This window comes from Pseudomonas sp. NKUCC02_KPG (assembly GCF_019345465.1).
Taxonomy (GTDB): domain Bacteria; phylum Pseudomonadota; class Gammaproteobacteria; order Pseudomonadales; family Pseudomonadaceae; genus Aquipseudomonas.
In genome coordinates this window covers 16397-39947 of record NZ_JAHKRC010000012.1, presented here as the reverse complement: position 1 = coordinate 39947, position 23551 = coordinate 16397, and the positions used below count along the sequence as shown (strand labels likewise).

Sequence of the window (23551 nt, the reverse complement as noted above, 5' to 3'; positions counted from 1 at the left end):
ATGCGCTTTGCCGTTCTCGGCAGTGGTAGCCAAGGGAATGGCACGCTGATAACCAGCGACAACACTTATGTACTGGTCGATTGCGGTTTCTCCTTGCGAGAAACCGAGCGTCGCCTGGCCAGGTTGGGCGTCAGCGCCCACCAGCTGAGCGCGATTCTGGTAACCCACGAACATGCCGACCACGTGCATGGCGTGGGTTTGCTGTCTCGGCGCTACAATTTGCCGGTGTACATGAGTCGTGGCACTCAGCGCGGGATGCGCAAGCCCCTGGAGCCGGCCGGATACGTTGCCGGTGGCCAGACATTGCAAGTCGGGGCGTTGACTATCAGTGTGACCCTTGTGGCCCATGATGCTCAGGAACCCACCCAGTACGTGTTCAGTGACGGCAAGCGGCGGTTTGGCTTGCTGACCGACCTGGGCTCGTATTGCGCGGGGGTACTGGACAGCTACCGCAACCTGGATGCGCTGATGATCGAGGCAAACCATTGCCGCGACCTGCTTGCCCGTGGTCACTACCCTGCTTTTCTCAAGCAGCGGGTAGGGGGCCAGGAAGGACATTTGAACAACCATCAGGCTGCAAGCCTGGTGGCCGAGTTGGGCTGGCAAGATCTGCAACACCTTGTACTGGCACACCTCAGCAGCAAGAACAACCTGCCGCAGCTGGCCCGGCAATGTTTTGTCGACACCCTAGGGTGCGACCCGGACTGGCTGCAACTGGCCGATCAAGATTCAGGGCTCGACTGGCGCACAATCGCCTAGCCCACCTACTTAGCATGCGGAGCCCATCATGGAAAAACGTGAAGAACTCTATCGCGGTAAAGCGAAATCGGTTTACAAGACCGACGACGAAAACCGCTTGATCCTGCTGTTTCGCAACGACACCTCGGCGTTCGACGGCAAGCGTATTGAACAGCTTGATCGCAAAGGTATGGTGAACAACAAGTTCAACGCCTTCATCATGCAGAAACTCGAAGAAGCCGGCGTGCCGACCCAATTCGACAAACTGCTGGGTGACAACGAGTGCCTGGTCAAAAAGCTCGACATGATCCCTGTCGAGTGTGTTGTGCGTAACTACGCGGCAGGCAGCCTGGTCAAGCGCCTGGGTGTCGAAGAGGGCATGAAGCTCAACCCGTACACCTTTGAACTGTTCCTCAAGGACGACGCCAAGGGCGACCCGTTCATCAACGAATCCCACGTCGTGGCATTCGGTTGGGGCACTGCCGAGCAACTGGTTCGCATGAAAGAACTGTCGCTCAAGGTCAACGATGTACTGAACAAATTGTTCGACGACGCTGGCTTGCTGCTGGTGGACTTCAAGCTTGAATTCGGCGTATTCCATGACGGCTCCATCGTCCTGGGTGACGAATTCAGCCCGGACGGTTGCCGTCTGTGGGACAAGGCCACTGGCAAGAAAATGGACAAGGACCGCTTCCGTCAGGGTTTGGGCGACGTCATTGAAGCCTACGAAGAAGTTGCAAACCGCCTCGGCGTCCCGCTTTAAGCAGTAAAGGCGCGCAAGCAACTGATAGCACGCGGTTTTTTTGAAAAAAGGCTTTGCCATAATCAGAAACCGCGTTATGATGCGCGCCGTTGGAGAGATGCCAGAGTGGCCGAATGGGACGGATTCGAAATCCGTTGTACTGGCGACAGTACCTAGGGTTCGAATCCCTATCTCTCCGCCATTATTGAACAAGACGAAGCCCCTGAAATGGTCAAACATTTCAGGGGCTTTTTCGTGGGCGGGTATAAAGTAGGGGCCTTTTGAGGGCAAAAAGCTCAAATAACTACCTGCCAACTTTGGGCTAGCGCTGCATGTGCCAATGGAAGGCGCTATTAATGAGCTATGAAGCCAAGGTCTACAACGTGATGATGGCTCTCGGCTTCCTCAACGACGCAGCTCAAGCCGCGTTTATCTCAAGCGGCGCTGAAGTCAGAGGAGCCCAACGGCAGGGGCGATGATTTTTGCACCCGTGATGAGTTCCTCGGCAAGCAACCCCTTAACGCTTTCCTTGCTGCCTTCTCTGGCAATCTCGGCTAATTGCTCGCGCAGGGAGTGGGCATGAGTCAGGCTGCGCGGGGTTGCGTTTAGAACTTCGAGGCCTTTCACAGTGAGTACGGCATCCGAGACATGGGTGTTGGAAAACAGCCCGCCGCTGATGTACCCCGCGTTGATCAGCCATCCCGTTGTCGCGATAAAAAACTCAGCCTCTTTGCTGGGCAGATCCATTTGACGCTCTTCACTCCACTCCATTGCCGGTTCAACAAAATGCTCTGCGGTCAGGTTGAAGGGCACAGGGAAGTTCAGATACAGCTCACCCAGCACCTTGCCGGTCAGCTCATTGAATTTATCGATATTGGAACCAGACATGTCACAGAACTCCGACAAAAAAGCACTCAGCGTGCAGAGAATCAAAGCTGCTGTTGAGCCATAGCGGCTCCAGCGAAATGTTGGCTAAAGCGTTCATAGATGCACTGGCGAGCAACTAAGCGGCAGGACATTCAAAAGCGAAGCCAGCCACTACTCTGGCCCATATCCCCCTTGGCGTCACCTCAACTCAAGAGAGTCCACACGTTCTTTACCCCAAGGCACCTTGACACGGTTGAAACGGCTATCGCACGCGGCGAGAAAACCGGGCGCCATGTCGACCGCGCCGTAAGATGAGCATTTAAAGTGTATGTCACCTTGAAGAGCGCGATGAGCACATCATCAATGAGCGTCTGATATTGCGGCGCACCACAGACCATTCCGGAATGGAGTCAGATGCTTTTCATATGTGATCAGTGAGGCGGTTGAGTTATTTATTTAGTGGTGTCTGTTTAATTGATTCATTATCGCTGCTGATGAGTGAGATGCATTCAGCATATGCTCTCATGGCAAACAGGGGATGAACGTCAATGAAGTGCTTCTTGACGGTCGTGCAGTAGTGTTCATATTCAGCGTCCTCCAGGCAGTCATGGGTGCCCAGGCAGTAACTGATCTGTGTGTGGATATAGATAGCCTTGGCAAACCCACTGCCTCGGCTGGATATTAATTTTTTTTGTGCTGGCCTGCCCATGCAGTTGTGGTGGCGAAAGTCTTGAAACGTTTCTCCCAGTAGTTTTAAAATTCTGGGAAAATCATCGTTAACCGTAATAAATTTGTCAGAGTTGAAGCGGTCTTTGAACGTCCATGTCATGTGAGTTTTCATCCTGAAAAAGTCTGTGTTTTACGGTGTGTTTATACGGTCTGGGATTTTTGGATGAGGGATTCCAAAAAGAATTCTATGTGGCCTGTGGGTGTTTCGCGCAGGGGCCATTTTTCAATTGATTTGGCTATTTTTTTAATGTCATGAGCAAAGTCTGATTTGGGAAACATGTCATATAAAGCCTTGCCTTTACTGGCTGCCATTCGGGATGATTTATGTTCATGAACGTACCCGGCGTAACTCAGAAATACATCGTTGTTCTTGTTTAATTGTTGAAGGGTGTTGAAAGCTTTTTGACCTTCATGTGTGTCAAGGGCTTTGTTGATCAGTATTCTGAAGTTGTGTAAGTCGTAAGTGCTGTGCAGTATATGTATAAGGGCCTGTGTGCTGGCGATGGCCGTTGGTTCGCTGCAGGTGACAAGCAAAATTTCTTGTGAGGCGCGGATGAAGTTAAGCGTGCACTTGTTAATGCCGGGCGCTGTGTCAATGACAAGGATGTCGAGTTCTTTGGAAATTGTGCTGAGCGCGTTGACGATGCCAAAGTGATGAGCCGTCGATAAATGTTTCATCGATTTCGGCAGGCTGCTGCCGAGAATCAAGTTGATGCCTTTAGGTCCGTTATAGATGACCTCTCGAAGGGAGCTATTCCCTTCGATTAAATCTGTAATGGTATAGTCAGGTGAAATGTTCAAAAGCGTAGCAATGCTGGGAAGTTCCAGGTTAGCGTCGAGAATTGCAACGCGTTTTCCAAGGTCTGCCAGCGCCATTGAGAGGTTGATCGATAAGGTACTTTTGCCCGTCCCACCTTTGCCACTCGCAATCACTATGACTTGAGGGTGTTGGCTCATTATAAGTGCGCCGTTTGATAAGTTCTAAGTGGTTTGTGTCACTGTGCAAATCGTTATCTGGATTGAACATTCACCGTTTTATTCGAAACTTTGTGTAGCTGTCCTTGCGTCCAAATATGCCGGTGTCGCCTGTCAAGAGGTAGAGAGTCGCTCGAAAAAAAGCGGTGGTGATTGAGAATTGATAGGACCTTATCTTTTTGAAGGCCCATACCCATCCTTTGTGTTGATTTCGCTTTGGATTGAGTGTCATCGTTAATATGAGCTACTTAAATTAAAGTATTGGATCCAGCTTTATCAACGGTATAGTGGCACGTTTCTGTTTGGATGATAAGTGTTCTGGGGCGATAGAGTGGTGTCCATGAGCGCATGCACTATTGACGTCCAAGACCCCGTCATCAAAGATTTAATGTGTCATGTAAGCTGCTCTGCTCTGAGCTTGCAGTATTTTATATCAGGGATGTGTCGTAGATGTTTAATATTAGTAAGGCGTATGTGCGGTTACTTGGTCATGCACTTGGTTATCACTTTTCGAGTAAAGACGGCTTTGATGTGGATGTGCTGGGGCCTGGTGAATATATAGATATTGTACGGGTGTATGAATGGTTAAATGATTTGACGGCCAAGGTGGAGGATCCAGATCTTGGTTTGAAAGCATTCGGTAATGCACACCCCGCAATGTTGGGTGTTCTCGGGTACGCGGTGATGTCATGTTCAACATTAGGGCATGCGCTGGAGCGGTTGGTGACGTACCATCCATTAATTAGCAATGGCTCTTTTTTGAAAGTCGAGTTTCGCGGAAAATACCTTAAGGTTCTAGGTTTTGAAGTGGGTGATAAACCACCAAGAGTGTTCATTGATTCAGGGGCGTCAGTGTTCTTAGGCTTGATGCAGTGGCTAGTCCCCAATCAGGCTGTTCAACCAGTCGCTGCGGAATTTACATATGCTGAGCCGGTGGGCTTAAATGCATTAAAAGCAATATTTGGGAAAAATATTACCTTTTCTTCAGCGTCGAATAGTCTGCTTTTCAGGAGGGAAGTGTATGATTATCCTTTGATATCTGCCTCGCCGACATTGAATGTCGTGCACACGGATGTGCTGAATGTTTATTTGCAAAATTCAATCAGTGGGCTCATGTCATCCAGGATTAAAAAAATCGTATCTGATGGGTTGTTGGTTGGCTGTATTCCTACCGTTCAAACGGTATCGAGAGCCATGAAGATGAGCGCTAGAACACTGCAAAACTATTTGCAGCGTGAAGAAACTACCTTTACGGCTATTTTTGAGGCCTCTCGAAAAGAGCTGGCGCGTCATTTGTTGAAGGATTCGGCTTACAACTTGAAGTATATATGCGCGACTCTGGGTTTTTGTGATAAGAGCAGTTTCCACAAGGCGTCGTTGCGTTGGTTTGGTATGACGCCTCAGAAGTATCGTGAATTGGCAGAGTAAGAAATGAAGTTGCAGTGCTGACCGTCTTGTCGTGCGGCTATAAAGAGACGAGTTTAGGTAGGCTGGATTGTTAATAAGCCGTGCGCCTGCTGCTATAAGAATGTTTGATAGCACTCTCCTTCGCAAGCAATGCTCGAATGATGGTACCGCCAGCGTGTTTTATCACCGGCAGCACCCCAGACGACTTGTTAGCGACGCCATTGATCGTACGCATAACCCAGCTTCAGCCCGTCAAGGCATCTGCGGCAATTCCTGCGCCCGCAGATCGAATACCAGCACCTCGGCGTCACTGCCATTGTCCAAGGTCAGCCGTTGCTCCTTGCGCACGCGCACACCGTCGCCTTCCTGCAGTGCCATGCCGTTGAGTTCGACGCTACCACGTGCCACGTGCACATAGGCGTAGCGGTCGGCGGCAAGTTCCAGCGTGGCGCTTTCCTGGCCGTCTATCAGGGCTGAATACACCCGGGCATCCTGGCGTACGTGGAGCGAACCATCGGCGCCATCGGGCGAGATGATCAGTTGCAGGCGTCCGCGTTTCTTTTGCGTGGTGAAGTGCTCTTGTTGGTAGCGGGGTTTGGCGCCACCGACGTCAGGCACGATCCAGATTTGCAAAAAGTGCACAGGCTCGTTGTGCGAGTGGTTGTACTCGCTGTGCGCCACGCCGCTGCCGGCGCTCATCAATTGCACGTCACCCGGGCGGATCACTGAACCTGTGCCCAGGGTGTCCTTGTGTTCCAGCGCACCGTCGAGCACGTAGGAGAAAATTTCCATGTCGCGATGGGGGTGCTGACCGAACCCTTTACCCGCTGCCACGCGGTCGTCGTTGATCACCAACAGGTCGGAGAAGCCTTGTTCATCCAGGTTGCGATAGTTGGAAAATGAGAAGGTGTGGAACGATTTCAACCAGCCATGGTTGGCGGCGCCGCGATCGGATGCTTTGCGAAGGGTCAGCATGATGACATCTCCTGTGTGGACGTTGATTCGTCCGAGTGAGGAGAAGGTTAATGGTTACTGATCAGTAAATTAAGTAGATGTAAACTGAAACAGTGTCTCTCTGTAGTTGACAATTTTAGCGGATTTATCACGTATGATTTTTCCGACGCTCGCTCATGAACTGCGCGTTTGCAGTGGCCCGGATGCGGCGCACTATTGTTTATCCACAGCGGACTCGCTCATGCAGCTGCCTACAGTGAAATCTATCTTATGAAAACCGTGGCGATGGTGTTGTTTCCAGACTTTCTGCTGCTCGACATGGCGGGGCCCATGGAGGTGTTCTCGATTGCCAACCGCTATCTACAGCCGGATCAGCAGTATGAATTGACCACTCTGGCTACCGAGCCCGGCCTGCTGCGCGCCTCAAATGGCGTAAAGCTGCAGGCGGATCGGCATATTGACCAGGCCAGCGGGCACTATGACTTGCTGCTGGTACCCGGTGGCCCAGGGGCCTACAACGATAAACCGCAGGCATTGCTGGAGTGGCTCAAGGGCGCCGTGACCCGGGCCGGACAATACGGGTCCATCTGCACCGGGGCATTCTTGCTGGGCTTTGCCGGTTTGCTGGATGGCTATCGCGTCACGACCCATTGGCATTACACCGAGCGGCTGATCAAGGCCTTCCCCTCGGCCCGGGTAGAGGTCGACCAGATTTTCGTGCAGGACCGCAATCTCATTACCTCTGGCGGCGTCACGGCCGGTATCGATCTTGCGCTGTCGGTCGTCGCCAATGACCACGGCAAAAAAATCGCCCTGGACGTGGCCAAAGTCCTGCTGGTGGTCATGAAGCGTCAGGGCGGCCAGGCGCAGTTCAGTCCACTGATGGCCTCGGTTGGCCCCCAGGAAACCCCCATAACCCGGGTTCAGAACCATATGCTCGAACACCTCGATCAGGCTTTCAGCATTGAATCCATGGCCAGCCTGGCCAGTATGAGTGCCAGACACTTTGCCCGGGTTTTTGCCCGTGAGGTCAACATGACGCCCATGGATTTTCTTCAGGGCGCGCGTATAGACCGGGCCAGAAACCTGCTGGAGACCAGTGAGTTGCCCCTGAAAACAGTCGCTTTCAAAAGTGGCTTCGGCAGCGTCAGGCACATGCGTTTTCTGTTCAATGAAAAGCTTGGTCTGACCCCGGCTCAGTACCGCGAGCAGTTCAGCTAGCCTCTACTGTCCGTGGTGGGCACCGATATGGCCGTAACGCTCCTACCAGAGCAGTTGTGCTGTCATCGATGCCTGCCAAGATAGATGAGAACTCTTTGCACTTGCACAAGGATGACCGCCCCATGAGTACGTTCACCACCCGCGATGGCACCGAAATCTACTACAAGGACTGGGGCACGGGGCAGCCCGTGGTGTTCAGCCACGGCTGGCCGCTGAACGCCGATAGCTGGGAATCGCAGATGCTGTTCCTGGCGTCCAAGGGCTATCGGGTGATCGCCCATGATCGCCGCGGCCACGGGCGCTCCAGCCAGCCGTGGGCAGGCAACGATATGGATACCTACGCCGATGACCTGGCGCAGTTGATCGAGCTGCTGGACCTGCAGGATGCCGTGCTGTTCGGTTTTTCCACCGGCGGCGGTGAAGTGGCGCGTTATATCGGTCGTCATGGTACGGGCCGGGTGGCCAAGGCGGGGCTGATTTCATCGGTGCCGCCCTTGATGCTCAAGACCCAGGCCAACCCTGGCGGCTTGCCGCTTGAGGTGTTTGACGGGATTCGCCAGGCGTCACTGGCGGACCGTTCGCAGCTGTACATCGACCTCGCGAGCGGCCCTTTCTTTGGTTTCAACAAACCGGGGGCCAAACCCTCCCAGGGCATGATCGACTGGTTCTGGATGCAGGGCATGACCAGCGGCCACAAAAACGCCTACGACTGTATCAAGGCGTTCTCTGAAACCGACTTTACCGAAGACCTGAAAAAGTTCGACATACCGACCCTGGTGGTCCACGGCGACGCCGACCAGGTGGTGCCTATCGAAGCTGCGGGCATTGCGTCGGCAGGATTGGTCAAAGGTTCTACGCTGAAGATCTACCCCGGTGCCCCCCACGGGCTGACGGATACCCACAAGGATCAGCTCAATGCCGATCTGCTGGCGTTTCTCAAGGGCTGATACGCGTTGCTTCACTTCAACTCTGTAGCGATCCACCGTGGGAGCGAGCCTCTCGTTCCCGCGGTTGAAGTGTCTGCAGGGAATAGTCGACTGGATAGGGTTGGAGCCTTGCGTCATGTCTGAATCCACTGAGATCAATCCGCCGACCCGGGCTTTCGATGAGGTTGTGACCCTGGTGGTCAAGCATCGGGTCAAGGCCGGTTTTGAAGTGCCCTACAACGCGTGGCTGCGCAAGATCGTGCGCATCGCCGGGCAGTGGGACGGGCATCTGGGGGTGGATGTCGTGCCCGGCAAGAGTGCCGGTCTGGACACCTATACCTGCGTGCTGCGCTTTTGCTCCACTGACGCCATGCAGCGCTGGCTGGACTCGTCGCAACGCCGCGAACTGGTCAACGAAGCCACTCCCATGCTGGCGGACGGTGACCAGACCGAGGTCAATCCGGTCAACGAATTCTGGTTCGCGCCCCACACCGAGTCCCGAACGCCACCACCCCGCTGGAAGCAGGCCGTGCTGACGCTGATGGTGATTTTTCCCCATACCTTGCTGGTGCCGCTGATCTGGAAGCCCTTGCTGGGCTTGAGCCCTTTTTTCTCCCAGTACGTGGTCGCCACCTTTGTGATCACGCTGACCATCGTTGTTTCGGTGGTTTATCTGTTTATGCCAATGGCGACGCGTGTGTTCGCGCCCTGGCTGACTGCTGCCACTGAACCCGAGGAACCGCGATGAACGCCGATCTGATCTTATTCAATGGTCAATTTAATACCGTCGATCGCGAAAACCCCCATGCCAGTGCCGTGGCCATCCGCGACGGCCGCTTTGTGGCCGTCGGCACCGATGCTCAGGCCATGGCCCTGCGCGGTACGGGCACGCAAGTCATCGACCTCAAGGGGCGCTGTGTCATCCCGGGCCTTAATGACTCGCACCTGCACCTGATCCGTGGCGGCCTGAACTACAACCTCGAACTGCGCTGGGAAGGCGTGCCATCCCTGGCCGATGCGTTGCGCATGCTCAAGGATCAGGCCGATCGCACGCCGACTCCGCAATGGGTGCGCGTGGTCGGCGGCTGGAACGAATTCCAGTTCGCCGAAAAGCGCCTGCCCACCCTGGAGGAACTGAACCAGGCGGCCCCGGACACTCCGGTCTTTATCCTGCACTTGTACGACCGGGCGCTGCTCAATCGTGCCGCGCTGCGAGTGGCTGGCTATACCCGCGATACCCCGAACCCGCCGGGTGGCGAGATTGTGCGCGATGCCAACGGCAATCCGACCGGCATGCTGGTGGCGCGGCCCAACGCGATGATCCTCTACTCGACCCTGGCCAAGGGGCCGAAGCTGCCGCTGGAGTATCAGGTCAACTCCACCCGCCAATTCATGAGCGAACTCAATCGCCTGGGCCTCACCAGCGCGATTGATGCGGGCGGTGGTTTCCAGAACTATCCAGATGATTACCAGGTCATCGAGCAACTGGCCAAAGACCAGCAATTGACCATCCGTATTGCCTACAACCTGTTTACGCAAAAGCCCAAGGAAGAACTGACCGATTTCAAGAACTGGACCAGCAGTGTCACCCTGCACCAGGGCGATGACTTTTTGCGGCACAACGGCGCCGGGGAAATGCTGGTGTTCTCGGCAGCGGACTTCGAGGACTTCCTTGAGCCGCGCCCGGACTTGCCACAAACCATGGAAGACGAACTGGAGCCCGTGGTGCGCCACCTGGTGGAGCAGCGCTGGCCGTTTCGCCTGCATGCCACTTACAACGAATCCATCAGTCGCATGCTCGACGTGTTCGAGAAAGTCAATCGCGATATCCCGTTCAATGGCTTGCCGTGGTTTTTCGACCATGCCGAAACCATCACCCCCCATAACATTGAGCGGGTAAGGGCCCTGGGCGGCGGCATTGCGATTCAGGATCGCATGGCGTTCCAGGGCGAGTATTTCGTCGAGCGATACGGCGCCAAAGCGGCCGAAGCCACGCCACCCATCAAGCGCATGCTGGCCGAAGGCGTGCCGGTGGGGGCGGGCACCGATGCCACCCGCGTGTCCAGCTACAACCCGTGGACTTCGCTCTACTGGATGGTCAGCGGTCGCACGGTCGGTGGTCTTGAGCTGCACGCCGAAGGCCTGCCCCGGCTCACTGCGCTGGAGCTGTTCACCCACGGCAGCGCCTGGTTTTCATCCGAACAGGGCAAAAAGGGTCAGATCAAGGTCGGCCAGTTGGCAGACGTGGCGGCCCTGAGCGCGGACTTTTTCAGCGTCGACGAAGAAGCCATCAAGTGGATCGAGTCCGTGCTGACCGTGGTGGGCGGCAAGGTGGTGTATGCCGCCGGCGACTTCGAAAAACTTGGCCCGGCCCGCGTACCGGTGTTGCCCGACTGGTCGCCGGTGGTGAAAGTCCCCGGCCACTGGCGCCCGGGTGCGCCGCTGCAGGCACAGGTCCACCAATGCAGCGGGCCATGCGCGGTGCATGCCCATGGCCATGAAAAAGCACGTTTGTCGAATGCACCGGTCAGCGACTTTGCCGGATTCTGGGGCGCCTTTGGCTGCTCCTGTTTCGCCTTTTGATCCCGTAACACCTATCTATCGAGGAGTTTCACATGAGCACTGTTCCGTACAAGCGCCTGAACAAAGATGATGCTGTGGTGTTGCTGGTTGACCACCAGACCGGTCTGATTTCGCTGGTCCAGGATTTCTCGCCAAACGAATTCAAGAACAACGTGCTGGCGTTGGGCGATGTGGCCAAGTTTTTCAAACTGCCGACCATTCTGACCACCAGTTTTGAAAACGGCCCCAACGGCCCGATGGTGCCGGAGCTTAAGGAACAGTTTCCGGACGCCCCGTACATCCCGCGTCCTGGCCAGATCAATGCCTGGGACAACGAAGACTTCGTCAAGGCGGTCAAGGCGACCGGTCGCAAGCAACTGATCATTGCGGGTGTGGTGACGGATGTATGCGTGACTTTCCCGACGCTGTCGGCGCTGGCTGAAGGTTATGAAGTGTTTGTGGTGACGGATGCGTCGGGCACCTTCAACGAAACCGTACAACAGGCTGCCTGGGCGCGAATGACGGCAGCGGGTGCACAGTTGATGAACTGGTTCTCGGTGGCGTGCGAGCTGCAAGGGGATTGGCGCAATGACATGGAAGGCCTGGCGAACCTGCTGTCGCCGCGCATTCCCAACTACCGCAACCTGATGAACAGCTATTCGGTATTGACCGCCAAGTAAGGCAGCTCCGTTGCTTTTGTAGTCGCTGCCGTAGGCTGCGATAAGGGCCGCAGGACCTTCGTTTGGTTTTGGAACGAGGGTCGCTTCGCAACCCGTCGCAGCCTGCGGCAGCGGCTACAGATATCACCCTCACTTCTCAGCGCCTGTGCAACCAACTCAAAAAACCGCCTTTGATGGCCGGTGCCGGCGCGGCCATCAGCGCCATGCGGCTACTTTGCTGGCGCACGGCCTGCAACCTGTTCAACGCCCGTCCTACCTCTGTGCGCTGCGCCATGCATTCGCGGGTCACAGACTTGTCGAGCCGATAAATGATGCTTGAGGTCAAGGTGGTAAAGGTCGCCTGGGACGGCGAATCCGTGAGAATGCTTTCCTCGCCCATGATCTCTCCCGGCCCCATGCGTCCGGCTTCAACAGGCCCCGCTGCGTCGGGCACGGTCACGCTGACCACTCCGGTGGCGATGACCATCAGGCTGTCCGGCACCTCGTCCAGCGCCAGCACCACCTGACCGGCCGCGTATTGCTGGGCAACCATGGAGAGGGCGATCTGGTCCCGCTCTTGCTCACTCAGGGAACGGAAGACTTTCACCTCGTCGAGCAAGGCCCGCGCCCGGCCCGCGGGTTCGATTATCGCGTCAGGCTGGCGTGAAATACCCGCCGCTTCCAGGTGTCGGTGGGCCAGGTCAAACAATTGGTTGCGCACTTCACTTTTTCTGGCCAAGTCGGCAATGAACCCGCTGGCCACGTATTCGGACATGATCTCGCCAGCCTCCTTGAGCACCGCTTTGGGCGCAGGATTGAGCAGCAGGCTGCTGCTGCCCTGCAGCGTGCGCTCCAGTGCATCGAGCACCCGGCGGGGGCGAACATGGTTGGGCACCTGAATGCTGATCGACACGCCATGCAGATTCGTGGGCCGGCTCAGGTTGACGATCTTGGCCTTGGCCGCCACCGAGTTGGGCACGACCGCCGTACTGCCCGCGCTGGTCAGCAGGTGGGTGGCGCGCCAGTCGATATCCAGCACCTTGCCTTCGACACCGTCGATCACCACCCAGTCATCCACCTGATACGGCTTGGTGGTGTTGAGCACGATGCCGGAAAACACGTCACTGAGGGTGCTCTGCAAGGCCAGGCCGACCACAATGGCGACCACCCCGGACGTCGCCAGCAATCCTTTGACCGGCAACTCCAGCACGTACCCGGCTGCGGCGACGATGGCCGCCAGAAACACCAGGGCGCCAATCACATCCTGCAGCAGGCGGCCGCTGTGACCGATGCGGCGCATCAGCACCAGGCCGATCACTTCGGTCAGCACCCGCGCCGCGTACAGCCACCACACAATTCCCAGCGCCGTCGCCCCCAATTGCTCCACCCGGTCATCGGTAAACAGCGGGGCCTGCAACGGGCTGACGCCAGCGTTGATGATCAACGCGCTGAACATCGCAAACAGCGCCAGACGCACTCCCACCCGGGTGACACGTTGCTTGAACGGCGCCAGATGCCAGAGTGCGGTGTCGATCACCAACAGCACGGCACCCCAGGACAGCGGGTGATCGAGGAGAAAGGACATGGGCAAACTCCAGTTTCAGAAAGCAGGCGAGAGAGGGGGACCGTGCACAGAGAATAGACGGGTGTTGAAAAGGGAAAAAGCCGCTATAAAGGGTTTAACTGTCCACCAGGTAGTGACAATGAACCCCTTTGAAGACATGCGTATTTTTTGCCAGGTCATGGACTCCGGCAGCTTCACGGCGGCGGCCGACCAACTGGGCCTGTCCAAGCAATTCGTGAGCCGACGATTGATGCAACTGGAGGCGCGACTGGGCGTGCGCCTGCTCAACCGCTCTACCCGGCGACTGGACGTCACGCCCCTGGGGCAGACCTATTACGAGTCGGCCATGCGCTTGCTCAACGACGTCGAGCACATGGAGCAGGGCATCGCCGGCCAGACCAGCGAGCCGCGCGGCACCCTGCGGGTCAGTGCGCCGCTGTCCTTTGCGATGGCCCATCTGGGCTGCCTGCTGCCGTTGTTTTTGCAGCGCTACAGCGGCGTGACCGTAGAGGTGGACCTCAGCGACCGGCCAGTGGACTTGCTCAGCGAAGGCTATGACCTGGCCTTGCGCATCGGCGTGCTGGAAGACTCGACCCTGATTGCCCGCCGTATCGCCAGCATCGATCGCGTGTACTGTGCCAGCCCGGCCTACCTGGCCGAGCGGGGCACACCGCTCAAACCCCAGGAGCTGCACGAGCATGATTGCCTGCCCTACGGTCATGGCCGTCAAGTGCAGTGGCGTTTCGAAGGGCAGGGCAAGCCCCTGACCCTCAACGTCAGCGGGCGCATGCGGGTCAATAATGGTGAGTTGCTCAAGGATGCGGCCGTCGCCGGGCTGGGGATTACCTACCTGCCGACCTTTATCGTCGGCTCGGCGCTGGAGAGCGGGCAATTGGTCCGGGTGCTGGACGATTACCGCTGCGCGCCGCTGGCGTTATCGGCGGTCTATCCGCAGCACCGCCAGCGCTCGCAGCCGGTGCAGGCATTGATCGAGTTCTTGCGCGAGCGGCTGGATCAAGTGCAAGGAGGGTTGTAGCGCCATTGTGCAGATCAGGCCAGGGTGGGGCATTTATGCATGCTTGATATAAGTGCTATCCGGTAAGCGCCGTTTATCAATTAACTCCCAGCCGCTAAGTTACTTCTATATTGAATACGCGCACGTCTATGGCGGCCGTTTCCTACAGAAGTTTCACTTTGACGGGGAGATTTTTATGACGTTTACGGTGCTTAAAGCCACGCTAATGGCCGCAATGGTCGGTATGTCCGCCGCCGAGGCGGGCGACTACAAAGCGAACCCGTTTACCTTGACCTACGCTGGCGCAATCACCCGCAACGAGCCGGGCAAGGTCAACATTCATCCGGTTACCTACACGCTCAACGGCCTGGATATTGCCGCCAATGTGTACACTCCGGCGAACTACGATGCCAACAAAAAATACCCGGCCATTGTTGTTGCTCACCCCAACGGCGGAGTCAAGGAGCAGGTGGCGGGCCTGTATGCCCAGCGCCTGGCTGAAAAGGGCTACATCACCATCACTGCGGATGCCGCCTATCAGGGGGCCAGTGGCGGTCAGCCGCGCAATGTGGATAAACCTGCCAACCGCGTTGAAGACATCCATGGCATGGCTGACTTCATCGCCCGTTACCCCGGTGTTGATCCTCAGCGTCTTGGCCTGCTGGGCATCTGCGGCGGCGGTGGCTATGCCTTGAAGGCGGGGCAAAGCGACAAACGCTTCCAGTCGATTGCCACCGTGAGCATGTTCAACTCCGGGCTGGTTCGCCGTAATGGCTTCATGGATTCGCAACTGGACACTATCCAGGAGCGTCTGCAACAGGCATCCGCAGCCCGTGCCCAGGAAGCGGCAGGCGGGGAGGTGGTGTACACCGGTGATGTCAAACTCACCGACGAACAAATCGCCAAGCTGCCCTTCGACCTGTATCGCGAAGGCTTCGAGTATTACGGCAAGACCCATGCCCACCCCAACTCGACCTTCAAATACACCCTGAGCAGCCTGCTGGACCTGATGAGCTTCGATGCCACCAACCAGCTCGAACTGCTCAACACGCCGCTGCTGATGATTGCCGGCAGCAAGGCCGACACGCTGTACATGACCGAGCAGGCGTTCGCCAAGGCTACGGGCACCCAGGACAAGACGTTGTTCAAGATCGAGGGCGCGACCCATATCCAGACCTACTGGGTGCCTGAATATGTCGACGCAGCCATCAACCAGCTGGCCGATTTTTACGCCAGGACACTCTGAGTCGGGAGGCAGGCATGAACAGGACACTATGGACGCTTGCGCTGTGTGCAGCGGTGCCCCTGACTGACGCCGCCGCTGGCGGTAGTGACAGGGCCCGCACGCAGCAGATCACCCGTGGCGACACTCAGGCCCCGTCGCCGGGGCCAGCGGATTATTTTTCAGGAGTGGTGCGCGTCGATCCCTTGTTTGCTGCCAGCGATGAAATCAGTGCATCGGGTGCCTATGTCACGTTCGAGCCTGGAGCACGCTCGGCCTGGCACACTCATCCAGCCGGGCAGCGGCTGGTGGTGGTTTCCGGGGCAGGCCTGACGCAGGAGTGGGGCAAGCCGGTGCAGCAGATTTACCCGGGCGACGTAGTGGTCTGCCCGCCGGGCATCAAACACTGGCATGGCGCAGCGCCAGACGGTGCCATGACCCACCTGGCCGTCACCGGCACGGTGGACGGCAAAAACGTGACCTGGATGGAGAAAGTCACGGATGAACAATACCGGGCCCGTTAAATTCCAGGCATCTGCGATGCTGGCCGTGGCGTTTACCTTCAGCCTGGGCCTGGCCACCTCCTGGGCTCAAGCAGCCCAACCGGCCGGGGATTCGCCCGCTGCCGGCGGGGTGGTCGAGCAGGGCCTGTCGCCCCGCCAGCGCGCGATTCCCCTGATCGCCGCCGCGATGGCCAGCAGTAATATGCCAGCGCTTGATCGTGCCCTGAATCAGGGGCTCGATGCGGGTCTGACGGTCAGCGAGGTGAGGGAGATCCTGGTGCAGTTATATGCCTACACCGGTTTTCCGCGCAGCCTCAACGCCCTAGGTGAGTTGATGAAGGTGCTGCAGGCCCGTCAGCAACGTGGCATTGAAGATGCGCCGGGGCGTGAGCCGGAACGTGTGATCCCCACCGGCGACGAGTTACTGGCGGCGGGCAAGGCCAACCAGACCCGTATTTCAGGTGCACCGGTACAGGGCCCGTTGTTTGACTTTGCTCCGGTGATCAACCAGTACCTGCAGGCGCATTTGTTCGGCGACATTTTTGAACGCGACAATCTGGACTGGCAAAGCCGCGAGCTGGCGACCGTCGGAGCACTGGCTGCCACGCCCGGGGTTGAGCCGCAACTGCGCTCACACATGGGCGCAAGCCTGCGGGTGGGTCTGAGCGAGGCGCAACTGCGCGAGGTGAGCCAGGTATTGGCCGAAAGCGGTGATGGAGATGCCGCCCGGAGCGCCGTCGAGGCGCTGGACGCGCAACTGGCAGCGCGTCAGTCGGGGTAGCGCAGGGCTTCGCGCAACAGGGTGAAGGCCGGGGAAGACTGACGACGGCTCGGGTAATAGAGGTGGTAGCCAGAGTAGGGTTCGCACCAGTCCTCCAGCACGCGGATCAAACGGCCCTGCTCGACATGGGGCCGCACCACATCTTCCGGCATATAGGCCAGGCCCAGCCCCTGCAGGACCGACTCCAGGCGCATGGCAATGTTGTTGAACACCAGTTGGCCTTCTATCCGCACCTTGAGCGCCTGGCCGTTTTTCTCGAACTCCCACATAAACAGGCCGCCGTGGGTGGGCATGCGCAGCGTTATGCAGTTGTGTGACACCAGGTCGGCCGGGGTCACCGGCGTGGGGTAGCGACTGAAGTACGCGGGGGAACCGACCACGGCCATGCGCATATCGGGGCCGATGCGCATGGCAATCATGTCCTTGGCTACCTGTTCGCCCAGACGCACGCCAGCGTCGAAGCCCTCGGCGACAATATCGGTCAGGCCGTAGTCAACGATGATTTCAATGTTCAAGTCGGGGTTGTCAGGCAACAGCTGAGCCAGCACCGGTTGCAGGACCGCGATCGAGGCATGCTCCCCTGCCGTGATGCGTAATGTGCCCGCAGGTTTGTCGCGGAACTTGCTGAGCAGCGCCAGTTCGTTGTTGATCTCGTCGAAGCGTGGCGCAATCACCTGCAACAGGTGCTCCCCCGCTTGCGTGGGGGCAACGCTGCGGGTTGTCCGCGCCAGCAACCTGACCCCCAGCCGCTCCTCCAGTTGGCGCATGGCCCGGCTGAGTGCTGGTTGCGATATGCCGAGCCGGGCCGCGGCGCGCGTAAAACTGCGCTCTTGGGCGACGACCGAGAAGATTGCCAATTGCTCGTAATTTTCAACCGCCATATCGCCGTCCCTATGCAGTGCCCGTCAAACGATGGCGGGGTAGTCGGCCATCGTGTCCGGCCACGGGCTCAATACTTCAAAGCCTTCGTCGGTCACGGCGACCATGTGCTCCCACTGAGCCGATAGCGCGCCATCCTTGGTGACCACGGTCCAGTGATCGGGCAGGGTTTTGACATGGCGTTTGCCGGCATTGAGCATGGGCTCGATGGTGAAAATCATGCCGGTCTTGAGCTTCATGCCCTGGCCCGGATAGCCGTAGTGCAGCACTTGCGGCTCGTCGTGATAGACCTTGCCGATGCCGTGGCCGCAGTACTCGCGCACGACGCTGAAGCCTTCTTTCTCGGCGAGGGTCTGGATGGCGTGGCCGATATCGCCCAGGGTTGCTCCGGGGCGCACCATGCGGATACCGGCGCACATGGCGTCGTAGGTGGTCTTGACCAGATGCCGTGCGGCGGCACTGGGTTCGCCGACGAAGTACATGCGGCTGGTGTCGCCGAACCAGCCATCCTTGACCACCGCAATGTCGATATTGACGATGTCGCCGTCCTGCAGCACCCGGTTCGAAGGAATGCCGTGGCACACCACTTCATTGACCGACGCGCACACGGTTTTCGGAAAGCCGTGGTAGCCCACGTTGCCCGGAATGGCCTTCTGCACATTGACGATGTAGTCGTGGCAGATCTGGTCGAGCTGGTCGGTGGTAACGCCCGCCTTCACGTGTTCGCCGATCATGGCCAGCACCTCGGCGGCCAGTTTGCCCGCCACCTTGGACTGGGCAATCTGTGCCGGGCTATTGATAACGACGTTGTTTCTCATTGATTTGCTCCCGCAGTGGCATCAGCCAGTTCGCACACGTGCTTCAAATCGAGACCGCCTTGCAGTTCGGCCTGTATCAGCAAGCGGCAGATCTGGTTGTGATCCAGGTCGGGATGCAATTCGGTCAACATGCCGATACGCATCCAGTGCTCTGCCTGTGCATTGATCGAACGGTTGAGTGCGTTGCTGGCGACCCGCAAGTTTTCATGGGTGGCGTCCGAGATCTTTACGATGCCCATCTGAATGCTCAATATGAAATGTATATGAAACGTATATTAATCGAGAGGGGTGCCCGATCGCAACTCAAAGGTCTGTTTGTCATGGACAGCGCGCAGGGTCGATCCCTATGCTGGTGCCATTAAAAAAACAATCAAGCACACCATGACCCTCAATGCCTCTTTCCATGCGCTGCTCCATTGGCTGGCCCGGCCACACCGAAGCCTGGTGGCGCGCTATACCCTGCTTTCGGTTTTTGTGATGAGCATTGCGCTGATCACCCTTGCCGTTCTTTACGAGCAATTGGCCAAGGATCTGCTCAACCGCCTGACCGGTGAGCGGCTCGACGCTCAGGCGCTGTCGACGGCAAACCGCTTGTCATCGTTTCTGGATGACCGCTTTTACCAGCTCTCGGCCCTGTCGAATCACCCCAACATGCCGGATTTTATCGCCGACCCGTCACCCCTGATCAGTGACGTGGATTCGTTGCTCAAGCTGGAGGGGGACTTGCCCTTCATGTACGGGGTGCTGTTTTTCGATGAGCAGGACCGGCTGGTCAAGGTATTGCCAGGCCAGTCTGCCTCCGGTGAGCCTTACTGGGGCAGTGAGCACTGGTCCATCGCGGGTCTGGCGGTGCAAAAGGTGGGGGATGTGGAGGTCATTGGCCCGCTGCTGCCCAAGGCGGGAGGTTCGGGCAGCTTTCTGATCCGCAAGAGCGTGCGCAACGGCCGCACCAACCAGCGGGTACGGATTGCGCTGCATCTACGCCTGGCGTCCTTGACCGAACTGCTGGTCAGTGCAGGCATGAGCGGTGTGGTTGCGCCGCTGTTGCGCGTGCCCGGAGGCGAGTTTGTCGACCCCACTGGCCGTCAGGTCAAGGCCCCGACCCAATGGCATGAAGGACCGGTCATTCTGCCGGGCTGGCAGTTGGTGTTCAGCGTGGAGCCGGGAGCAATCCTCAAGCCGCTCAACGATGCCCGGTGGTGGCTGTACTGGGTCGCTGCGGGTTTCATCGGTTTTATCCTGATCGTGTTTTTCACCCTGTCCCGGCAACTGCGTTCACGGGTCAGTACGCTGCTTCAAGGTGCCCACCAGCTGTCCATGGGCGACCTGACCTACCGTCTGGCCCGGCAGCCCCGTGACGATGAAATCAGCCATGTAGCCCGGGCGTTCAACGTGATGGCCGAGCGCCTGGCCCAGGTCATGGAAAAAACCGTGCGCACCGAAAACCTCGCGGTGCTCGGTACATTCGCCACCGGTGTTGCCCATGAGGTGCGCAATCCGCTGGCAACCATGAAAACTACCGTTCAGGCCCTGCTGCGCCGGGAGCAAGAGCCGCAACGACGCCTGCTGCTGAGTGATCTGGTTAAGGAAATCGACCGCCTGTCACGGGTCACCAATGACTTGCTGGAGTACGGCAGGCCGCGCCCGGCTCAGCCGCGAGAGGTGTCGGTGGCGCAGCTTTTTGCCCACGCCGCGCACGTGGTCGGGCCCCAGATGCAGGCACGCAACATTGATTTTCAGTGCGCTGCGCCACCGGACTTGCAGGTGTATATCGACCCGGATCAGGCCCAGCAGGTGTTGCTCAATTTATGCTTGAACGCCTTGCAGGCCAGCAGCGAGGGGCAGGTTGTCCGGCTTGACGCCGAGCCCTGGCAAGGGCGGGTACGTATGGTGGTCACTGATCAGGGCTGCGGTATATCGGCCGCTGACTTGCAGAATATCCGCCAGCCATTTTTCACCCTCAAGGCCCGTGGCACCGGCTTGGGGCTAAGCATTTGCCAGCAGTTGCTGGAGGCCAACGGCGCCCGAATGGAAATCGCCAGCACCGTGGGCGAGGGCACTCGGGTGATACTGGATTGCCCGATGCCGCCATCCCCCCTGCTAGCAGGACACGTCCCAACAGAGTACGAATTGAAGTGAGTCGCTGATGTCCGATGTTCACGTTTTAATCGTCGACGATGAAGAAGCGCTGGTGCGCTCGCTCAGCTATGCCTTGCGTGAGGAGGGCATGCGCATCAGCACGGCCGGCAGTGGCGAAGCGGCACTGCAGCATGCCCTGGATGACATCGACATTGTCCTGCTCGATCTTGGCCTGCCGGGGATTGACGGCATGGCCACTCTGGACGGCTTGCGCCTGCGCAGCCCGCTGCTGCCGGTGATCATGATTTCTGCCCATGGGGATACCCGTGCGGCCGTTCAGGCGGTCAAGGGCGGTGCGACCGATTACCTGACCAAGCCGTTTGAACTGGATGACTTGCTCGCCACCATCAGCAGCACCCTGGCCCTTGATGGGCCGGAGCCGGTCGCCAGTGGGGAGTTGGCGGCAGGCCTGCAAGGCCAGAGCGCGGTCATGTTGGCATTGCATGGGGCCGTGCAGCGGATTGCCCGCAGTTCGGCAACGCGGATCCTGCTGCTGGGCGAGTCCGGCACGGGCAAAACCCTGGTGGCCCAGGCCCTTCACGGCTACAGCTCACGTGCTGGCTGCGCCTTTATCGAGGTCAACTGCGCGGCCTTGCCGGAACAGTTGATTGAGGCTGAACTGTTTGGCTCCGAAAAGGGTGCCTACACCGGTGCCCATCAAAAGCGTGCCGGGCTGGTCAGCCAGGCCAATGGCGGGACGCTGTTTCTGGATGAAATTGGTGAACTGCCGTTGAGTCTGCAAGCCAAGCTTTTGCATTTTCTGGAGAACGGAAACTACCGCGCCGTGGGTGCCAGCCAGGCCAGCAGCGCGGATGTCAGGGTGGTGGCTGCCACCAATCGGGACCTGGCCGACGATGTCCGCCTGGGACGGTTTCGTGAAGACCTGTTTTATCGCCTGAACGTGATCACCGTGGATATTCCGGCCTTGCGTGAACGCGAAGATGATCTGCTGCTTCTGGCCCAGTACTTTGCCCAGCGCCAGGCGCTGGAAGAGGGCGTGAGTCCGATCCGGTTTTTGCCTGACTGCGTCGAGCGGCTGCGCCGTCATCGCTGGCCGGGCAATGTGCGCGAGTTGAAGAACCTGGTCGAGCGCCTGACCATTCTTTTGCCGGGGCAAGGGATCAGTGCCGGGATGCTGCCGGCGCAGTTGCAAGAATCCCCATTGCCCGACAACACGGCCCTGGTGCTGGGTGATCAGCTCGAACGTGCCGAGCGTGAACTGGTCACTGATGCCCTGACCCGCACGGCGGGCCACAAAGGCCTGGCCGCGCAATTGCTGGGGATTTCCCGGCACGCCCTCAAGCGCCGCCTGCAACGCCTGGGCATTGAGCGCTCACCCGAGCGCTAACCGCTCAGGGTTGCGCGCATGTTGAGCGGATAGCGCTCAACAGGCATCAAACACCCCATCCGTAGCCGCTGCCGAAGGCTGTGTCCGGCTGCTGCGGCTACAGGGTGGCGCTTGGCACACCCTTTGCTCTATCCCTCTGGCTGCTCAACAAGAGGCGTTTTCAACGCCCCAAGGAATTTATGCACCCGATGCGTTCATGGCGTTTTTGCGCCCCGGCTTTGGCTGGTCTGCTGATTGGTTCGTCTGCCTGTGCCGAGGTCGGTCGGCTGGAGCTCGGCGTGCCTGCGGCCCAGGCCGATCTGACCATGGGTTGCCTGTATCCGATGACCGAACGTGCGGCCATCTACGGGCAAGACAGCATTGTCGGGATTCAGGTCGCCCTCGATGAATTGCAGGCCCGCCAGCAGGCCGGTGAGCCCGTGCCGCGTTTGCGGGTGATCATTGATGATGACCAGTCCAAGGCCTCGTACGGTGTCAGCCTGGCCAGAAGCTTTATCCACAAGGACGGCGTGCAGGTGCTGTGCGGCATGGTCTCGTCGGGGGTGGCGCTGGCGGTCAGCCAACTGGCCCGCCAGGAAAAAGTGCTGATGATCGGCACCGATCACGCGTCTTCGCGCATGACCCTGGAAAACGGCCACCCTTACTACTTCCGTGTGACCAACGACACCTGGACCTCAATGGCGGCCGGAGCCCGTTATCTGCAGGCACTGCAGAAAAAGACCGGCTGGAAGCGCCTGGCCTTTATCGGCCCCGATTACGAATACGGTCACGTGTCGCGGGATGACCTGCACACCGCCCTGAACCAGCTGGGCGTGAAGTTCGACGACGTGATCGAGCTATGGCCGCGTCTGTATGAGCCGGATTACTCGCCCTATATCACCGCGCTGGAGCAATCCAGACCCGACATTATCGTCTCGGCCATTTGGGGCGGCGACTTCCACGCATTCGTCAAGCAGGCGGCCGGTTCCCGCTTGCTGGAGACCTCGCGCCTGGCCAACTTCGACACCGGGGCCAATTTCGACTTTTTGGTTGCCCTGGGTGACAAGGCCCCGGCGGGGCTGATCCTGTCTGCCCGGCACCACAACAACTGGCCGCAAACCGAACGCAACCGCTCGTTTGTCGAGCGCTTTCATCAGTTGAGCGGACGCTATCCAACCTATGCCGCACAGGGCGCCTACACCGGCGTCATGGTGTTGGCCAAAGCCTTTGAAAAGACCGGGGGCGTGACCGACAGCCAGGCGCTGATCCGTGCACTGGAAGGCCTGGAAATCGCCTTGCCGGAAGATCCGCCCGGTACGTACTCGCGCATCGATCCCGTCACCCATCAGATCCAGCAGAGCCAGGCCATTGGCTCGCCGGTGCCCACGACCGCTTACCCGCCTGCCCAACTGATGCTGGGTAACTGGTCGGTGTACTCGGCGCAAGAGCTACAGCTCGACAGCGCCACGCTGAAGCGGCGACTGGCCGCACGAAAACCCGTTGACGAGCCTTAGCCGCTCACT

21 protein-coding genes, 1 tRNA gene and 1 pseudogene are annotated in these 23551 nt (G+C 58.3%); 15 read left to right on the top strand and 8 right to left on the bottom strand.

Annotated features, from left to right (window positions below; genetic code table 11):
- From KO536_RS16625 to KO536_RS16615, 3 genes are all read left to right on the top strand, one after another.
- A complete protein-coding gene (locus KO536_RS16625; protein ID WP_133077811.1) occupies positions 1 to 759 on the top strand; it encodes an MBL fold metallo-hydrolase in 759 nt (252 codons plus the stop codon).
- A gap of 28 nt (positions 760 to 787) precedes the next feature.
- Positions 788 to 1501: a phosphoribosylaminoimidazolesuccinocarboxamide synthase gene (purC, locus tag KO536_RS16620; protein WP_019410660.1), complete on the top strand. Its 714-nt coding sequence runs from the start codon at positions 788 to 790 to the stop codon at positions 1499 to 1501.
- Positions 1502 to 1592: 91 nt separating this feature from the next.
- Positions 1593 to 1682 (top strand) — tRNA-Ser (locus KO536_RS16615).
- A gap of 248 nt (positions 1683 to 1930) precedes the next feature.
- On the opposite strand, the gene KO536_RS16610 is transcribed toward KO536_RS16615, so the two are convergent.
- From KO536_RS16610 to KO536_RS16600, 3 genes are all read right to left on the bottom strand, one after another.
- Positions 1931 to 2368 (bottom strand): hypothetical protein, encoded by a 438-nt coding sequence (locus KO536_RS16610; RefSeq protein ID WP_133077810.1) that lies wholly within the window; start codon positions 2366 to 2368, stop codon positions 1931 to 1933.
- A gap of 427 nt (positions 2369 to 2795) precedes the next feature.
- Positions 2796 to 3176 carry a hypothetical protein gene (locus KO536_RS16605; protein ID WP_219262474.1) on the bottom strand — a complete coding sequence of 127 codons (381 nt, stop codon included), beginning with the start codon at positions 3174 to 3176 and terminating at the stop codon, positions 2796 to 2798.
- 41 nt (positions 3177 to 3217) lie between these two features.
- Positions 3218 to 4033 carry a P-loop NTPase gene (locus KO536_RS16600; protein WP_219262473.1) on the bottom strand — a complete coding sequence of 272 codons (816 nt, stop codon included), beginning with the start codon at positions 4031 to 4033 and terminating at the stop codon, positions 3218 to 3220.
- A 468-nt stretch (positions 4034 to 4501) separates the two neighbouring features.
- Between KO536_RS16600 and KO536_RS16595 the strand changes: the two genes are divergently transcribed.
- Positions 4502 to 5479, top strand: coding sequence for an AraC family transcriptional regulator (locus KO536_RS16595; protein WP_219262472.1), 978 nt, complete (start codon positions 4502 to 4504; stop codon positions 5477 to 5479).
- 231 nt (positions 5480 to 5710) lie between these two features.
- Here KO536_RS16595 and KO536_RS16590 read toward each other — a convergent pair whose 3' ends face one another.
- Positions 5711 to 6433: a pirin family protein gene (locus KO536_RS16590; protein WP_219262471.1), complete on the bottom strand. Its 723-nt coding sequence runs from the start codon at positions 6431 to 6433 to the stop codon at positions 5711 to 5713.
- Between the two features lie 249 nt (positions 6434 to 6682).
- On the opposite strand from KO536_RS16590, the gene KO536_RS16585 reads away from it, so the two are divergent.
- The 5 genes from KO536_RS16585 to ycaC all read left to right on the top strand — a co-directional run bounded on the left by KO536_RS16585 (position 6683) and on the right by ycaC (position 11801).
- Positions 6683 to 7633, top strand: a complete 951-nt coding sequence (locus KO536_RS16585; RefSeq protein WP_219262470.1) for a GlxA family transcriptional regulator — start codon at positions 6683 to 6685, stop codon at positions 7631 to 7633.
- 122 nt (positions 7634 to 7755) lie between these two features.
- Entirely contained in the window at positions 7756 to 8580 is an 825-nt protein-coding gene (locus tag KO536_RS16580; protein ID WP_133077803.1) for an alpha/beta fold hydrolase, read from the top strand.
- Between the two features lie 115 nt (positions 8581 to 8695).
- Positions 8696 to 9307 (top strand): antibiotic biosynthesis monooxygenase, encoded by a 612-nt coding sequence (locus tag KO536_RS16575; protein WP_219262469.1) that lies wholly within the window; start codon positions 8696 to 8698, stop codon positions 9305 to 9307.
- A complete protein-coding gene (locus KO536_RS16570; protein ID WP_219262468.1) occupies positions 9304 to 11142 on the top strand; it encodes an amidohydrolase in 1839 nt (612 codons plus the stop codon). Before KO536_RS16575 ends, KO536_RS16570 begins: the two co-directional genes overlap by 4 nt.
- Positions 11143 to 11174: 32 nt before the next feature.
- Positions 11175 to 11801, top strand: coding sequence for an isochorismate family cysteine hydrolase YcaC (gene ycaC / locus KO536_RS16565; protein WP_219262467.1), 627 nt, complete (start codon positions 11175 to 11177; stop codon positions 11799 to 11801).
- 136 nt (positions 11802 to 11937) lie between these two features.
- On the opposite strand, the gene KO536_RS16560 is transcribed toward ycaC, so the two are convergent.
- On the bottom strand, positions 11938 to 13365 hold the full coding sequence (locus KO536_RS16560; RefSeq protein WP_219262466.1) for a mechanosensitive ion channel family protein: 1428 nt from the start codon (positions 13363 to 13365) through the stop codon (positions 11938 to 11940).
- 118 nt (positions 13366 to 13483) lie between these two features.
- On the opposite strand from KO536_RS16560, the gene KO536_RS16555 reads away from it, so the two are divergent.
- From KO536_RS16555 to KO536_RS24345, 3 genes and pseudogenes are all read left to right on the top strand, one after another.
- On the top strand, positions 13484 to 14380 hold the full coding sequence (locus tag KO536_RS16555) for a LysR family transcriptional regulator (RefSeq protein WP_219262465.1): 897 nt from the start codon (positions 13484 to 13486) through the stop codon (positions 14378 to 14380).
- 175 nt (positions 14381 to 14555) lie between these two features.
- Positions 14556 to 15605: an alpha/beta hydrolase gene (locus KO536_RS16550; RefSeq protein WP_133077797.1), complete on the top strand. Its 1050-nt coding sequence runs from the start codon at positions 14556 to 14558 to the stop codon at positions 15603 to 15605.
- A gap of 14 nt (positions 15606 to 15619) precedes the next feature.
- Positions 15620 to 16865, top strand: a pseudogene (locus KO536_RS24345) (carboxymuconolactone decarboxylase family protein).
- Here KO536_RS24345 and KO536_RS16535 read toward each other — a convergent pair.
- The 3 genes from KO536_RS16535 to KO536_RS16525 are packed head-to-tail and all read right to left on the bottom strand — an operon-like array spanning position 16853 to position 18801.
- Positions 16853 to 17746 carry a LysR family transcriptional regulator gene (locus tag KO536_RS16535; protein ID WP_219262463.1) on the bottom strand — a complete coding sequence of 298 codons (894 nt, stop codon included), beginning with the start codon at positions 17744 to 17746 and terminating at the stop codon, positions 16853 to 16855. The pseudogene KO536_RS24345 and the gene KO536_RS16535 overlap by 13 nt on opposite strands.
- A gap of 24 nt (positions 17747 to 17770) precedes the next feature.
- Positions 17771 to 18562 (bottom strand): type I methionyl aminopeptidase, encoded by a 792-nt coding sequence (gene map / locus KO536_RS16530; RefSeq protein WP_133077794.1) that lies wholly within the window; start codon positions 18560 to 18562, stop codon positions 17771 to 17773.
- Positions 18559 to 18801 (bottom strand): ParD-like family protein, encoded by a 243-nt coding sequence (locus KO536_RS16525; RefSeq protein WP_133077793.1) that lies wholly within the window; start codon positions 18799 to 18801, stop codon positions 18559 to 18561. Before KO536_RS16525 ends, map begins: the two co-directional genes overlap by 4 nt.
- A gap of 142 nt (positions 18802 to 18943) precedes the next feature.
- On the opposite strand from KO536_RS16525, the gene KO536_RS16520 reads away from it, so the two are divergent.
- The 3 genes from KO536_RS16520 to KO536_RS16510 all read left to right on the top strand — a co-directional run bounded on the left by KO536_RS16520 (position 18944) and on the right by KO536_RS16510 (position 23542).
- A complete protein-coding gene (locus KO536_RS16520; RefSeq protein WP_219262462.1) occupies positions 18944 to 20701 on the top strand; it encodes an ATP-binding protein in 1758 nt (585 codons plus the stop codon).
- Positions 20702 to 20708: 7 nt separating this feature from the next.
- Positions 20709 to 22049, top strand: coding sequence for a sigma-54 dependent transcriptional regulator (locus tag KO536_RS16515; RefSeq protein ID WP_133077791.1), 1341 nt, complete (start codon positions 20709 to 20711; stop codon positions 22047 to 22049).
- A gap of 188 nt (positions 22050 to 22237) precedes the next feature.
- On the top strand, positions 22238 to 23542 hold the full coding sequence (locus tag KO536_RS16510; protein WP_133077790.1) for an ABC transporter substrate-binding protein: 1305 nt from the start codon (positions 22238 to 22240) through the stop codon (positions 23540 to 23542).
- The last annotated feature ends 9 nt before the right edge of the window (positions 23543 to 23551 follow it).

What these genes read in the sequence shown, in the direction of transcription:
- KO536_RS16585 (WP_219262470.1), top strand. Translation starts at nt 6,683, where the DNA reads ATGAAAACCGTGGCGATGGTGTTGTTTCCAGACTTTCTGCTGCTCGAC.
- ycaC (WP_219262467.1), top strand. Translation starts at nt 11,175, where the DNA reads ATGAGCACTGTTCCGTACAAGCGCCTGAACAAAGATGATGCTGTGGTG.
- KO536_RS16595 (WP_219262472.1), top strand. Translation starts at nt 4,502, where the DNA reads ATGTTTAATATTAGTAAGGCGTATGTGCGGTTACTTGGTCATGCACTT.
- KO536_RS16520 (WP_219262462.1), top strand. Translation starts at nt 18,944, where the DNA reads ATGACCCTCAATGCCTCTTTCCATGCGCTGCTCCATTGGCTGGCCCGG.
- KO536_RS16510 (WP_133077790.1), top strand. Translation starts at nt 22,238, where the DNA reads ATGCGTTCATGGCGTTTTTGCGCCCCGGCTTTGGCTGGTCTGCTGATT.
- KO536_RS16555 (WP_219262465.1), top strand. Translation starts at nt 13,484, where the DNA reads ATGAACCCCTTTGAAGACATGCGTATTTTTTGCCAGGTCATGGACTCC.
- KO536_RS16605 (WP_219262474.1), bottom strand. Translation starts at nt 3,176, where the DNA reads ATGACATGGACGTTCAAAGACCGCTTCAACTCTGACAAATTTATTACG.
- KO536_RS16590 (WP_219262471.1), bottom strand. Translation starts at nt 6,433, where the DNA reads ATGCTGACCCTTCGCAAAGCATCCGATCGCGGCGCCGCCAACCATGGC.
- purC (WP_019410660.1), top strand. Translation starts at nt 788, where the DNA reads ATGGAAAAACGTGAAGAACTCTATCGCGGTAAAGCGAAATCGGTTTAC.
- KO536_RS16575 (WP_219262469.1), top strand. Translation starts at nt 8,696, where the DNA reads ATGTCTGAATCCACTGAGATCAATCCGCCGACCCGGGCTTTCGATGAG.
- KO536_RS16610 (WP_133077810.1), bottom strand. Translation starts at nt 2,368, where the DNA reads ATGTCTGGTTCCAATATCGATAAATTCAATGAGCTGACCGGCAAGGTG.
- KO536_RS16600 (WP_219262473.1), bottom strand. Translation starts at nt 4,033, where the DNA reads ATGAGCCAACACCCTCAAGTCATAGTGATTGCGAGTGGCAAAGGTGGG.
- KO536_RS16560 (WP_219262466.1), bottom strand. Translation starts at nt 13,365, where the DNA reads ATGTCCTTTCTCCTCGATCACCCGCTGTCCTGGGGTGCCGTGCTGTTG.
- KO536_RS16625 (WP_133077811.1), top strand. Translation starts at nt 1, where the DNA reads ATGCGCTTTGCCGTTCTCGGCAGTGGTAGCCAAGGGAATGGCACGCTG.
- KO536_RS16515 (WP_133077791.1), top strand. Translation starts at nt 20,709, where the DNA reads ATGTCCGATGTTCACGTTTTAATCGTCGACGATGAAGAAGCGCTGGTG.
- map (WP_133077794.1), bottom strand. Translation starts at nt 18,562, where the DNA reads ATGAGAAACAACGTCGTTATCAATAGCCCGGCACAGATTGCCCAGTCC.
- KO536_RS16580 (WP_133077803.1), top strand. Translation starts at nt 7,756, where the DNA reads ATGAGTACGTTCACCACCCGCGATGGCACCGAAATCTACTACAAGGAC.
- KO536_RS16570 (WP_219262468.1), top strand. Translation starts at nt 9,304, where the DNA reads ATGAACGCCGATCTGATCTTATTCAATGGTCAATTTAATACCGTCGAT.
- KO536_RS16525 (WP_133077793.1), bottom strand. Translation starts at nt 18,801, where the DNA reads ATGGGCATCGTAAAGATCTCGGACGCCACCCATGAAAACTTGCGGGTC.
- KO536_RS16535 (WP_219262463.1), bottom strand. Translation starts at nt 17,746, where the DNA reads ATGGCGGTTGAAAATTACGAGCAATTGGCAATCTTCTCGGTCGTCGCC.
- KO536_RS16550 (WP_133077797.1), top strand. Translation starts at nt 14,556, where the DNA reads ATGACGTTTACGGTGCTTAAAGCCACGCTAATGGCCGCAATGGTCGGT.